Source organism: Nitrospira sp. Ecomares 2.1, from assembly GCF_965152585.1.
This window is the reverse complement of the sequence record NZ_OZ224219.1, coordinates 2,480,726-2,494,055: the sequence shown is the minus strand read 5'-3', so window position 1 is coordinate 2,494,055 and position 13,330 is coordinate 2,480,726. Positions and strand designations below refer to the sequence as shown.

Genomic DNA, 13,330 nt, shown 5'->3' with positions numbered 1-13,330 from the left:
CGAAGAAAACATCGAAAAAATCAACAACGGGTAAAAGGTTTGGAAGTTGCCCGGCGCGAAAAAGGCAAAAAGAAATAATAGGTTAATTTCTTGTGGTGGTCGTTGAATTTTTAATAGAAGATTGCCTCACTTCCTAATTTCCTTCCTTGCGTTTGTTCTGATTGAACAACTTCATGAAACCTTTGGTTTGAGGCAAAGGTCGGTCCACCGATCTTTTAGTTTTGATCCTCTGGTAACTCATCTTACTCCTAATGAGTTCATCTCCCATAAAAGTCATTTTTTTTGATGCGGTAGGGACCTTATTTGATGTGAAGGGATCAGTAGGGGAGGTGTATTTAACCTATGCCAAAAAATACGGCGTTCCAGACACCGAACAGACCCAACAGGCATTGAATGTAGCTTTTAAGCAAACGATGAGAGAGATGCCTCTTCCGGTTTTTTCGGTGGAGCGGCCGGAAAAACTTAAACAATGTGAGCGGTTATGGTGGTTTGATGTCGTACATGCCGTTTTTTATCGGGTGGGTATGTTCGAGGGATTCGATGATTTTTTCGAAGAGGTATTTGAAGCGTTTGGGCAGTCTACCCATTGGCAACTATTCCCTGATACATATGAAGTCTTAGGTCATCTAAAGCGTCAGGGATTTGAACTTGGAATCATTTCCAATTTTGATAGCAGGTTTTTTCAGGTTTCCCGTGGGCTTGGCCTCGATACGTTTTTTGATTCTGTGACCATTTCCAGCCTGGTCGGAGCTGCAAAGCCGGCCCAAAGGATTTTTTGTCATGCACTTGATGAACACATGTTAGTCCCTCAAGAAGCTCTTCATGTGGGAGATCATCCTATTGAGGATTTCGATGGGGCTCGACAGGCTGGTCTTCATGCTGTCTTGATTGATCGTTCTTCGAATGCCGCCTCTCATCCACACACACTTTCAAGTTTGACCCAACTCTCTTCATATGATCTTTTGAATTCCTAAAGTACATCCCCTCCATTCAAATTTTCCTTACAACACTTTACTATTGTGAATCCCATGACAGACCTCCTATGAGGTTGTTCGGTCCTTTTATGATGTGGTGGCTATTAGGTCCTGCCTGATTGATATTTGCCCGATGATAGGGTTTGTCGTATGGCACCTGGTGCTGCCACATGCGGAAAATGATCTTCAACCATTTCGCCCTTAACACTCGCAGTGTGTGGTTGTGCGGCTGCGACCGGGCGCGACATTGTTGAAAATGAAGTTTCGCCCATTCACAGCGTCTCAGCGACTGAAAGGCCAATTACCAAATCGCTTGCCGGAGGTGCTTGTTGCCTGCGACACAGAGCCTGCCGTGACATCATTTCCCACTCTACCCCGTTAATTGCACATGGCTCGACTGGGCTCGTTTCTGGCCCCACGAGGTCCAAAGAGACCCAGGGCCTCCCCCAGTTCGGCCCACAAGCGAGGGATCATGGTGCAGCTGAGCCCTCCCGACAGCGTCTGCATTCACTCAGCCGCTGGGAGGTTCTTGAAAAACGTGGAATCTCCGCCTGATAGTCCCTCATGAAACGGGAGGCCACCAACACCTGCGCGATCAGCATATTCACCAAGCGAGCTTTGGTCCGAGGGACATGCTTGGGCACGGAGACTTGGGGGGCTTTGAATTGGGCCCACCATTCGATCGTCCTAGCCGGTTCAATCCTTTGCTCGCGTGCAAACCGCGTTCATTGACTCGGATCAAGCGTGATCAGCCTGGTCGGGGTTGGATAGTTTTTTAGAAAATCCAACGCCAGTTGTGGGATAAAATCGTCAAAGAGCTCAGAAGCAATTGCATAGCCGAGTAGAAACCGGGCCGATGAAAGGGGGCAAGAGCTTCCCAGCGCGGGTGGCCCCCGGAGCCAAGCTGAGGAGGCGAGGGGGGCGTATTCCGCTCATTGCTCACAGAGCCCGACGTCTGGATCAACACCCCGGATCCCCGCTCCCATATGCAGGAAAACGGCAATCGGGACAAACCTCTGCCGGCGAAGCCATCGGACCGGAATCGGCCTCGAGTGCGGACGCTCGTTCGCGTCAAACAGGTCTTCGGTCACCACGCGCCCGCGATGGACGGCACGCTCATTCGAACGAGTGGGGGGCGAGCTCGACCAAAGATCGGACGTAAGAATCTGGGTAATAACGTCCAAAGGGGGCCGTTTCTTACGGTTGCCAGTCGGCAGCAGGGGGCCTCATACGGGGAGCGGGGAAGGCCTTAAACGGTTTCCAGACAACCCCGCCCTCGCATGCACACGATGCTCAGGGGATTCCGCCCATCGCTCAAGCAGGCACGGGAAGGGAGGTCCCGAAACTGTGAGTTTTTAGGGGTGCCCTTAGATAGGATGAGGTAAACGAAGGTTATAAGCATATCAAGCTTGCTAGCCGGTGATAAGGAGAGAATTTTCGGTTTTCATGAAAGACCAATATATTATGTTTTGGCTTTTGTCCCAGATCATAACCTATAAACCATAGCAACAATGCTTTGAGTTTTTCTGCTGTTATATTCAAACGTAACCGGTGTCCAAAATACTGAATACTTGACCATTTTGGCCATTCAGGTTACGGTTTAAAATCAAATTGGACCCATCAAGGCTGGTGCGGCCTTTTATTTCATGATGACCTCTTTCCTGGTGCGGAATCCTTAAGTTCATACTCCTTCGTTAACACGAAACCCGTGGAATTTTTTGCCATCAGCGGATTATTAAATGGATTAGCCGCTAGCGGGTTGGCATCCTTTGTCTATTTTCGCGCTCCCTATGATCCCAGGCATTGGACCTTTGGGTTGTTTGGAATCGCCACTGCCTTATGGAGTTTTGGGTATTTTGCTTGGCAAGTATCAGATTCAGAGTTTTATGCGCTTCTCAATCTCCGCATTTTAATGGCAGGAGCCATTTTTATTCCCATCACCTTCCTGCATCATGTTCTGTATTTACTTGGGAAAGAAATTGCTTTTAGTGGCACCATTAAATGGAATTATCTTCTGGGTGGGGTTTTTCTTCTTACCGATTTCACGCCTTTTTTTATTGAAGGTGTCCGTCAAATTTCTGTATTTCCGTTTTGGGGTGTGCCTGGCTTGATCTTTCATTTTTGTTTGATTTGGTGGGTTGGTCTTGTAATCTTTGCTCATTTTCTTCTCACTCAAGCCTATGTGAGGGAAAAGGGATTGCGTCGTAGGCAGTTTTTGTATCTTCTCATCGGCTCTGGCATTGGATACATTGGTGGGGCGACAAATTATCCCCTCTGGTATGGGATTGAAATTCTGCCCTACGGGACGATTGGTTTTGCGGTATATATTTCAATCGTAGCCTATACCCTGTTGCGGTTTCACTGGTTGGAATTTTCGGTGTATGTTGAAAAAGGATTGTCCTATTTTGCTATTTTATTATTTGTGTCCCAGCCTGTTTACCCCATGCTGCTCCTTGCTCAGAAATCCCTCCTGGGTGCCATTAATGTCAGATTTTCAGTCGTGCAACTTGTGCTTCATCTCATGACAGTTGTGGGTGTTTATCAGATGAAAGTAGGCACGAAAGGCGCCGTCGCGAGAACTATTCTCAAAGGCAGGGAATTGAGGACTCAGGCTCTCTCCAGATTTTCGTCGAAAGTCGCAAACATTCAAAATATTGACGATTTGGGGCAGGCCATTCTAGAAACCGTTGGAAGGAGTGCTGGAGCATCGAAAGCCGCTCTCTTTGTTTTGCAGGTCGAAGAAAATCGGTATAGAGCTGTTTCAAGCTTCGGATTTTCCCATGATCATCCTGTTATCCAGAATGGATGGGCAATCTCCGATAATCTGCCACAATTATTACTATTTACGCAGTCAAGGGTCTCCATTAAGGAGTTAAAGGGAATAGACTCCAATGAAGGAGAGATGCGTATCGCTCAAATATTAGAACAAGCCGGATTGGAGGTGTTTTATCCAATTTTTGGGAATAACCAATTATTGGGAGTTTTGGCGCTTGGCCCCACCTCCAGTGAAGCTATTCGGATGATGGGTGGAAAAACATTTTGGAATATGATTATTCAGGAATCCGCCCTAGCTTTAGAAAATGCCATTTTGCGAGAAGAAATTCACCGATCTCAAAATTTGCTTTGCCAGGTGGATCGTCTACGGTCTCTTGAAGCCATGGCAAATGGATTAACTCAAGAACTTCATAATCCATTAGTCTCGATTAAAGCCTTTGTTCAAGTGGCTGAATTGCGACGGCATGACGGAGAATTTATGGATAGGCTTCATCGTATAGTTGGAGAAGATCTTGCGAAGATAGATGCATTAACAAAAGAAATCAGAGAATATGTCAAGCCGTTATCGGGTTCCTTAAATGCAAAAACCCATGTTCACGATATTATTGATTCCTGTCTGATGTTTGTGGCAAGCAATCCTTCTTACCAAAAGACGATGATTGAGAAGATCTTTAGTTCCGATGTCCCGATGGTCTCTATAGATCGACAAGGGCTTATGCAGGCCATTTTCAATGGACTGTTATTTCTTTTAAAGGATCCCTCAAAATTGTCTGGAACTTTGCGAATTGAAACAGAAGCTGATCGATTTGTTAGGGGACAGAATTGGCTTCAAGTTTCGGTGTGGTGGAAAGCTGAAAAAGCGGTAATGGATTCGGAGCTGGTTTCAATGGAGGAATGGGGCTTTGATGATTCCTCTATTTATGAGCCTGATCCTTCCGCCACCCAAGGATTAATCCTCGCTCATCAAATTATTCAACGCCATTCTGGACGGTTTCAGGTGTGGACCAATAAGCGTGGCATTCTCGGATTTCAAATCCAACTGCCTCTTAGCCTCCCCTCTAACAATGTGTATCCCTTGACTTCCCTTCGTAATCCCGCCATTCCTCTCAAGCCAGTGAAGGTGTCCCCGGAGTCTGGGCCTCTTTTTTCGTAGAAAAATTGGTAGAATAGGAACAGTTGAGAGCTGACTTTCGTTGAGTCAGATCGTTGAAATAGCGTCATTCTTTGTTTATGAATAGTTTTTTGCAAAATGAGCATGCCGCATTTGACCAGGTGCCACTGGTTGTCTATCGGTGTATTCAACAGGGGATTGACCGAAGGTTTGAATTTGTGACCCCGTATGTCTATTCGTTGCTTAACCTAACTTCTGAGCAACTCATCCAAGATTCTAAAGCGTTTTTTTGTCGAATACATCCGGAAGATCGGAACATGTTTTTGAGAGGTTGGGAGAATCACACCAATTTGCCCGCGACAATTCGGTTAGAGTATCGGATGCTCGGTGAAGGGAATCGGGTGATTTGGGTTCAAGAAAATAGTGTGATATCCCAGGGGAGTATTGAAAATGAAATAGTCTGCCACGGTGCGTTAATTGAAATGCCTCATCACCAGCAGATTAAAGAGGAACTGCAGCGGTGGGACCGGGAGCTTCAATCCTTGACCGACAATCTTCCCGATATTGTCGGACGATTTGATCGAAAAAATCGTGTGATGTATTTAAATCGTTGGTGGGATAGCGTGGAACCATTTCCCCCAGAAAAGTATTTGGGAAAGCAACTCATCGAGTTGGGGATCTCTCAAAAGGTAGCAGATATTTTTGAGGAAAAAATTCAATCGGTTTGTGCAAATGGCAGATCAGATTCTCTGGAGATTTCCCATCCCACTAAGCAGGGATTGAGAAATTTTGAAATTCGATTTTGCCCCGAGCCTAAAATTAACGGACATATTTCAACCGTATTGTTGATCTGTCGTGATGTGACAGATGTTCGCATGGCGGAATTGGCTTTTAGAGAAAGTGATGAAAAATTTCGCCAATTGGCTGAAGCTGTGGATAGTGTGTTTTGGATCTGGGATGTAGACCTACAACAAATAGTCTATGTGAGTCCCGCTTATAAACGCCATTGGGGGGGAGACCCCCAAAAACTCATGAGTAATCCGTTTGATTGGCTGACCATCGTCTTTCCAGAAGATCAGTCCAAAGTTGAAAATCTGTTCTTGAAAAGAATTGATGTGAAATGCCTGGATATTGAATATCGAATTGTTACTCGTCACGATGAGCTCCGATGGGTCCATAACCGAACCTTTCCAGTGAAGGATTCATCAGGCAGGATTCACCGGGTCATTGGGCTTGCTCAGGATGTGACAGAAAGAAAGAAATGGGAAGAGGAAAGATTGAGGGGGGCCAAACTCGAATCGCTTGGGCTCTTGGCTGGTGGACTTGCTCATGATTTCAATAATTTGCTGACGGCAATTTTAGGGCAGCTGTCGCTTGCGAAATTTTCATTGGACTCAACCAATCCTTTATTTAATCGGATTTCTGAGGCCGAACATGCCTCTTTAAGAGCGCAAGATATTTCACGGCAACTTCTAACCTTTTCTAAGGGAGGGGCTCCGGTAAAAAAGACGGTCCTTTTGCAAGAAATCATAAAAGAGAATGTCCAGTTGGTGTTGTCAGGATCCAATGTTCGTCCAATCTTTAACATTGCTGATGATTTGTGGCCAGTCACTATCGATGCAGGACAAATTTGCCAAGTGATTCATAATCTTGTGATAAATGCCCGACAGGCGATGGAAAAGGGTGGGGAATGTATCATTCAAGCCCATAATGTTAAGGGAGATATGGTCGAACGATCGGGTTTTGGACCAATGGCTTTACACGATGACGAATGGATTGAAATCCGATTTATGGACAAAGGGGTTGGGATTTCTAAGGATAATCTAGAGAAAATATTTGATCCATATTTTACGACAAAGTCAACAGGGTCAGGGCTCGGTCTTGCAACCTCCTACTCCATCGTTAGGAATCATGGAGGAGTGTTGGCTGTAAATTCAACGCTCGGGCAAGGTAGTACTTTTTCTTTATTTCTCCCCGCTATTCCCATCCCAAAAATGGCTTACGAAGTGCCTGAGAGGCGGGTGAAAATGGGCCAAGGCAAAATTCTGATTATGGATGATGAAATTCAAATCCGGAAAGTTCTTGGTGAGATGGTGGAAACGTGTGGATACAGTTACCAGACAGCCAAGGACGGGGAAGAAGCCTTGAGGGATTTTTGTGAGGCGTGGAAAGTTGGTTCTCCATTTTCAGCCGTCATTCTTGATTTAACCGTGCCCGGAGGATTAGGAGGAAAAGAAGTCCTCAGTCGGCTGTTAACTATAGACCCCCAAGTCAAAGCTATTGTGGTGAGTGGTTATTCAAATGATCCTGTCCTTGCCAATTATCAAGAATATGGTTTCAAGGGTAGAGTGGCAAAGCCATTTAATCTTGTGGATCTGAGTGTTGTGCTGCATTCCGTATTAGAGTAAACGACCTCATGCGCCTTGGCCTAGGGTAGGTCCTCGGTCTCTGCATCATTGTTCCTCAAAAAAGGGGAATCCTCATTTGTGAAGGATTCCCGCTTTTTTGTGGCCACTGATTTTAGTGATGCTCTGCCTACAGTTTACGAAATGAGGTTGGGGACCTGGTCTGCTGACTAATTCTTCATGATAACCAAGAATAAGTTGACTCCTTCGGGTTCCTGTTCAATGCGAATTTGATTCTCTGTAAACCCGCATTCCTGCGCAAGCCTACGAAGGTGCGTTTTGCTTCGATGAAATAAATCCCATTTAAAAAGTTCCATATAGCCTCGACTGGGATTGTCAGTCGTGAAATTTCCAATGACCATTTTCCCATTTGGTTTCAGAAGAGTGAAGAACCTTTTTAAGGTACGCTTAAAGATATTGTCATTGAAATAGTCAAATAAACCAGCCGACCAAATAAGGTGGTATGTTTTGTTTGGTGAAAAACGAAACACATTCTTGTGGGTAAAGTGAATGTGAGCAAGGAAGTCACGACAAAGGTTCTTGGCATAATTAATGGCATTCGCGTCTTGATCAACGCAATCGATCTCAAGTTTTGAGGTCCCTAGAACCTTGAGGGCTTCATACATATCCCGTCCAGGGCCAGAGGCTAGGTTGAGAATATGGCTGATTGAAGGGGTTTCCATTTTGGTCCTCCATAATTGATCAAGGAAAAAAGATAATCGATTTCTGACTGCCTTGGGTGCTTTTTGGGAATGAAAAAACTGGTCCCACTTTGTTAAAGAAGGGTTGGAAGATGTGTAGTAATTGTATATTTTTTCAATGATTTGATAATCTCCTGCATATCCTAACGGTTTATGGTACGCCCACCCTTGAATGGTTTCGGGGGAAAGGGCTTCTCCGAAGGCAGATCGAATGGATCTTATTTGATCAGCGGAAAATACCTTGTGGATGTTTTCTCCTGAAAATTGTCCAAGAAGCGAATTTAGAATGGGATAGTCTGTTGGATCAGGTCCTCCTTTTTTTGAGAACCCGGAAATGAGTTCAATCGTGCTTTGGGAAAGTTTTTGAATTTCGGTGGCACTCCTTGGGAAAAACTGGGAAAGTGGGATAGTGTGTGGAAACATAGGAAACCTCCTTTTGGTGTTTGAACAAAACAGATGGTTGAAAATTCCCTGGAACGTCAAAGACGGTAGGGTGGGGGATGCACAGCGTGACAATGGGAAAAGATTGTGAACCGAAAAATATCTTAATGATCCCCTGATGATGGGGGGACTGGGAAAGGGTAGTTCCTGGTCCGGAATTCGTCCGCATAGTAGGACAAAGACCCGGGATTCTGAAGGTTGACCGCTAATAAAGATTCGGATATTTCATCGGACTTCGTCTATTCTGCCAAACCTTATAAAATGAAGGGATATGTGGAGGGAGAGCATATGAAAATGGATGGAATGATCCAAATTAGTGGACGGGACATTACCCGATCTTAAAGACGCCTGTCTAGAAAAATTTCTGTGAGTTTTGAGTTTTCCGTAAAAGTTAAAGTAACGGATTATACTTTTTGGTCTGCTGGCTAAAATTGAATTTTTGGTTTAATTTTTGATTCCTTCGTGGTATGAAAAAATCGGCATGATTGAGGGAAGGGCTTCCGCTATGGTCGCTAAAATCCAAATTGTAAAAAATAATTTTTGTCGATGGCAAAGATGAAAAAAATAACAGGTAAAAAAAAATCTAATCCCAGTGTTAGGGTTGTTTATGTCATTCCCAAAACTAAAAAAGCACAGTTTCAGAAACGCCTCCTGGCGTGGTATGGGGAATTCGGTCGGGATCTTCCATGGAGGAGAACATCCGATCCATATAAAATTTTGGTTTCTGAGGTAATGTTGCAACAGACGCAAGTGGACAGGGTTATTCCTAAATTCCACGAGTTCCTTGGTAAATATCCCACTCTGCAGGATCTGGCGGAAGCTCAGCCAGAGGATGTTCGAAAGACGTGGTATCCCCTAGGGTACAATATTCGACCATATCGTCTTCATGGCATTGCCTGTGAGACGATTGAGCGTTATGGGGGTGCTATTCCCCATAAACCTGAGGAACTCCTTTCCCTGAAAGGCATAGGTCGCTATACCGCAGGAGCCATCAGATCTTTTGCCTTTAATAAAGATGCGCCCATTTTAGACACCAATGTGATGCGGGTATTGCATCGGATATTTATTGGGAAAGGGGAGGCTAAGAAGCAAAAGGCGAAGTTATGGTTACTCTCTGAAAAACTCATTCCCCGAGGCAAAGGATATGATTTTAACCAGGCGTTAATGGACTTTGGGGCCATGGTGTGTACGGCCAGGAAGCCGGTTTGTTTATTATGTCCCATGCGGAATATTTGCCTTACCGTCTCTTTAGATGAAAAGTAATGAGCCTCAGGAATTGCCACCTATTGTTGTGGCGGCCGCAATTATCTGGCAGAAAGATAGGGTTCTCCTGTCAAGGAGAAAACCGGAATCCTATTTAGGGGGGCTTTGGGAATTTCCTGGGGGAAAAAAAGAATTTGGAGAGACTTTGGAGGATTGCCTGCGCAGAGAGGTGAAGGAGGAGTTAGGGGTAGAGATTAGTGAGCCTGTTTGGTTCCATTCTCTTCAATATCAGTATCCGGAAAAAATGGTGGAGCTGTATTTTTATACCTGTTCAATCATTCTGGGGATTCCTCAAGCGTTAGAATCCGCTGAAATTACTTGGGTTCGCAAGCATGAATTGATTTCCTATGAGTTTCCTCCTGCAGATATTCCAGTCATAAACAAAATTATGCAAATTTGAAATTCAGACGAATCAGTATATTTCCATTCATAACCAGGTTTTATGAGGACATGAAGATTGTCCTTAATATCTAACTTGCTCAAGCTATTCAGCCAGGATAGATGAAATTGTTAGGGAATGGTCTCTTGTCTCCCCCCATGGCTGCTCCTCACCCTGAAGCTTCCCTTTTTGCCGTTGCGAAATACGAAGGATGAATCCATAAGGGAAATGAGCGGTGAACGCTCTATCGCTTTATATTACATGGAACCTTCAGTCGAATTGTGGTCATTGACATCTTAGCTTTCTCAGATGGCGTGTTACGTCAAGTGGGGTTTAATTGGAATGTCGACAATGACCTGGAAATGCTTCGCCAGTTTTGGGATTGCACGGCTCAGGCTCAACTGTCTCTTATCATTTCTCACAATGGACCGGGCTTTATTTGGCGCTTCAGAAAAGCGGTCCATGATTCATCAAGAAAGGTCGCCCTTTGATGCCAATCTACCAAATTTTCCTCCGAGCTCGGGTGAGAGGTCATGCCCAGGCCGGATTGAATTCATTCATGGCAGTAAATGAATGGATGTAGGAAAATGATTTATTCTATCGAGAGGAACTGTCCTGAAGACGTCGAATTTCTTCAGCTTGTTGGTCCACTATTTTTTGGAGTTTTCGTAATTGGGAATTCAGTGAATCCATTGTCATGGGTGGTTCAGCCTTATTATTAGGGCTTGTCTTTGGACCAGGTTGGGTTACTTGATTCTCCTTGTTGTTTGGATTTGAGGGTTCGAGATTTTGATAATTGATGGCAATCCTATGATACGTTGATGGAACTGTCATGAAAGCTTGGACTTCCTCAACCCTTATGACAGCTTCCTGGTGGGAAAAGGTCAGAGAGGTTGTCTGGACATTTCGAAAGGAAGGTTGCATTTTTGGAGATACGGCAGGGTTGGGTTTCGAATCTTTTAACGTCACCAGTAGAGAGGATGGAGAAAAGTTGGCGAACGTTCCCTGGACCGGAAAGAGCTGCTCATCGGTCGGTGGGCACTTGAAATGGATAACTTCCTCAGGGGTGACTTGAGAAAATGCCATGGATATATGATGTGGCAAGAAATCTATTTGTGAGGGAGAGAATGCTGGAATGGGGTCAAGAGTTGAAAGCAGGATTTGTTGGAGTATGCCTTCCTCTTGACTAATGGCTATTCCTTTTAGAATTTTGGCGATAAGAGACTCTGAAAGAATTGCTGGATGACTGGGGGTCTTCTTTAGAATGTGGGATGTTTTTAGTGAAATAATGCACTCGGGCCCGTCCTGGAGAACTGTTTCTACTTCAGGGGTCCAAGAGCACTGCAGGTTGAAGGTTGTTAGGGTAGCGATAAGCAGACATCGTCCGGTAAATCCTCTCGGCTTGAAATGATGTAATGAAGGAGTGAATGCCTGTAGAAATGCTTGGATCACTTCACCAGTGGTTCAGAAGTAAGGATCTAGAATTTTTAGGACAGCAATGGAGAAGGAAAGTTGATGGTGCTTAAATCTGTCGAATTCCACAGGCACGCGCAATTCCCTCCTGATATCGTGACCACAAGTTCAATGCTTCTTCGAGGAGAGAGAGAACTTTGACCTGATCATTGCTTTCATCTGTGTGATGGGTAACCATGTCATAGACAGTTTTGCGGGATCCTGCGGAAAACATATGTTGTGCACGAATATAATCCATAAATGCCGGCGATAAGCTTTGGTACTGACTTAAATAATGTTTTCGGACGATATCTTCAATCTCCTCCTGGTTTTGTGCCGGCTTCGGATAAAGCACTTCTTCCGGATCGTTGGAAGTCCCTTTAATGAAAATTGAGAGCACTGCCGCTCCCACCGACCAATCTTCCTCTTGGCATATTTGATTCAACCATTCTCGATATCCACGGCTCGATGCCAACAATTCCACATCCCGAAACCCAGCTCGATCAAACCCAAGTCCATTCATCATGTGGAGAAACAGTTCCTGGTGAGGCTGGCCAAGTGAAAACCCACCGGTTTCTTCTTCATAAATTATTGTGGCGAGCAGCCGGCGAGCTTCCCAAGGAGGATTTTTCCCGAGAATTTGAGCAAGAAGCACAGAGAAATCTCGAACATAGACGACGTATTCCTGATGAAAGTAAATATTCAATTTTTCTTTGGTGATCGTGCTTCCTTCCAAAAATGGAGTAGCCCAATGGTGTTTTCGGCGAAGCACATCAAATATGCGATCACGAAATTGTTCTGGTGAAAGTTTTCTCATATTGAGGGGTTATCCCTTATTACGGTCTATTTTCATGAAAAGAAAAAGGTAGGTTTTGAATAGGCATGGGATTATGGTAGACATGGTAAGTGCCTATGTAATGAAATTATATTATCACATATTAAAGGAGTCAGTAACAATGCAACCCATTAATCTTGCGGATCCTGGTGCCATTTTAGAATTATTAGCAAACGTGACTTTGCGTGGCGAAGGGGTCACTGCAGAGAATCTAATGGAATATGTGATGGATGAAGGATTTACCGAGCCAACTTACTTAAGTGCCAAAGGGGAAGATTCTCTGGCATTTTACCAGGGGCAACCAAATGCTTGGGGAATTTATCAAATCCGTGAATGGAAACGAGTCTTAGTTATTTCTGGAGGAACAGGAAAGATAAGGCGAGCTCAAATTACCGAAACTCCTTAAGCAAATTCCAATCATGGGTTAGATAAGAAAGGGGAGTGCCCTGGCCTTTTCTGATGAGTCGTGCTTGACCACAGAATCTGTTTGCCAAGCACATTTCTCAATACCAACCTCCTATTAATTTCCCTTCTTCAAAATAGAGATATCTGTGCTTAATTGTGCTTGAATCCAGCCAGTCTTCATAGACCCATTCTTCTCGTCTGATCCCTTTTTCCGTATAGCTGACATTCATTTGATAGGGGGAGCCCCAGGCATCCATTACTTGCTCACGACTCATGCCAGCCATAACAGATTTATCTTGTAGGTGCTGTTCGAAGGTTGGGTCGAGTAATCGAGGTACGACACCCCATCCGAGCATCCATAGCGCAAAGGCTACCAAAAACCCATAAATTGTGATCCGAACTGGGCGTCGGCAGATCCATGGCGTAACTTGAGATTCGCTGCTTGTCGGCTTGGAGAACCCTTCAGTCTCCTGGGGGGAAATGCTTCCATCTTCAGATAGAGACGGAGGAGAAATTTTTATATTTTCGTGTGTTATCATAATTAAGGTAATTTACTCATTACTCTAGCAATGGATTTCAAGGTGGGTCA

At 44.6% G+C, this 13,330-nt stretch carries 11 protein-coding genes; 7 read left to right on the top strand and 4 right to left on the bottom strand.

Annotated elements, in window-relative coordinates:
* Positions 1-251: 251 nt before the first annotated feature.
* The 4 genes from ACWHYD_RS10920 (at position 252) to ACWHYD_RS10905 (ending at position 7,268) form a co-directional block, all read left to right on the top strand.
* Positions 252-974: an HAD-IA family hydrolase gene (locus ACWHYD_RS10920; RefSeq protein ID WP_447962068.1), complete on the top strand. Its 723-nt coding sequence runs from the start codon at positions 252-254 to the stop codon at positions 972-974.
* A 935-nt stretch (positions 975-1,909) separates the two neighbouring features.
* Entirely contained in the window at positions 1,910-2,227 is a 318-nt protein-coding gene (locus ACWHYD_RS10915; RefSeq protein ID WP_447962067.1) for a hypothetical protein, read from the top strand.
* Between the two features lie 455 nt (positions 2,228-2,682).
* Positions 2,683-4,902, top strand: a complete 2,220-nt coding sequence (locus tag ACWHYD_RS10910) for a histidine kinase N-terminal 7TM domain-containing protein (RefSeq protein ID WP_447962066.1) — start codon at positions 2,683-2,685, stop codon at positions 4,900-4,902.
* An 89-nt stretch (positions 4,903-4,991) separates the two neighbouring features.
* Complete coding sequence (locus tag ACWHYD_RS10905) at positions 4,992-7,268, top strand: hybrid sensor histidine kinase/response regulator (protein ID WP_447962065.1); 2,277 nt, start codon at positions 4,992-4,994, stop codon at positions 7,266-7,268.
* A gap of 167 nt (positions 7,269-7,435) precedes the next feature.
* Here ACWHYD_RS10905 and ACWHYD_RS10900 read toward each other — a convergent pair whose 3' ends face one another.
* Positions 7,436-7,948 carry a class I SAM-dependent methyltransferase gene (locus ACWHYD_RS10900; RefSeq protein WP_447962064.1) on the bottom strand — a complete coding sequence of 171 codons (513 nt, stop codon included), beginning with the start codon at positions 7,946-7,948 and terminating at the stop codon, positions 7,436-7,438.
* A gap of 1,191 nt (positions 7,949-9,139) precedes the next feature.
* Between ACWHYD_RS10900 and ACWHYD_RS10895 the strand changes: the two genes are divergently transcribed.
* Together ACWHYD_RS10895 and mutT are read left to right on the top strand one after the other, a co-directional pair.
* The gene (locus tag ACWHYD_RS10895; protein WP_447962063.1) at positions 9,140-9,670 is read left to right on the top strand and encodes an A/G-specific adenine glycosylase; all 531 of its coding nucleotides are present in this window, start codon (positions 9,140-9,142) and stop codon (positions 9,668-9,670) included.
* Between the two features lie 13 nt (positions 9,671-9,683).
* Positions 9,684-10,070, top strand: coding sequence for an 8-oxo-dGTP diphosphatase MutT (mutT, locus tag ACWHYD_RS10890; RefSeq protein WP_447962062.1), 387 nt, complete (start codon positions 9,684-9,686; stop codon positions 10,068-10,070).
* Between the two features lie 576 nt (positions 10,071-10,646).
* Here the strand turns inward: mutT and ACWHYD_RS10885 are convergent.
* Together ACWHYD_RS10885 and ACWHYD_RS10880 are read right to left on the bottom strand one after the other, a co-directional pair.
* Positions 10,647-11,135, bottom strand: a complete 489-nt coding sequence (locus ACWHYD_RS10885) for a hypothetical protein (protein WP_447962061.1) — start codon at positions 11,133-11,135, stop codon at positions 10,647-10,649.
* A gap of 436 nt (positions 11,136-11,571) precedes the next feature.
* A complete protein-coding gene (locus ACWHYD_RS10880; protein WP_447962060.1) occupies positions 11,572-12,318 on the bottom strand; it encodes an iron-containing redox enzyme family protein in 747 nt (248 codons plus the stop codon).
* A gap of 139 nt (positions 12,319-12,457) precedes the next feature.
* Between ACWHYD_RS10880 and ACWHYD_RS10875 the strand changes: the two genes are divergently transcribed.
* Positions 12,458-12,742, top strand: a complete 285-nt coding sequence (locus ACWHYD_RS10875) for a hypothetical protein (RefSeq protein WP_447962059.1) — start codon at positions 12,458-12,460, stop codon at positions 12,740-12,742.
* A 97-nt stretch (positions 12,743-12,839) separates the two neighbouring features.
* Here ACWHYD_RS10875 and ACWHYD_RS10870 read toward each other — a convergent pair whose 3' ends face one another.
* Positions 12,840-13,280 carry a hypothetical protein gene (locus tag ACWHYD_RS10870; protein WP_447962058.1) on the bottom strand — a complete coding sequence of 147 codons (441 nt, stop codon included), beginning with the start codon at positions 13,278-13,280 and terminating at the stop codon, positions 12,840-12,842.
* Between the last annotated feature and the right edge of the window lie 50 nt (positions 13,281-13,330).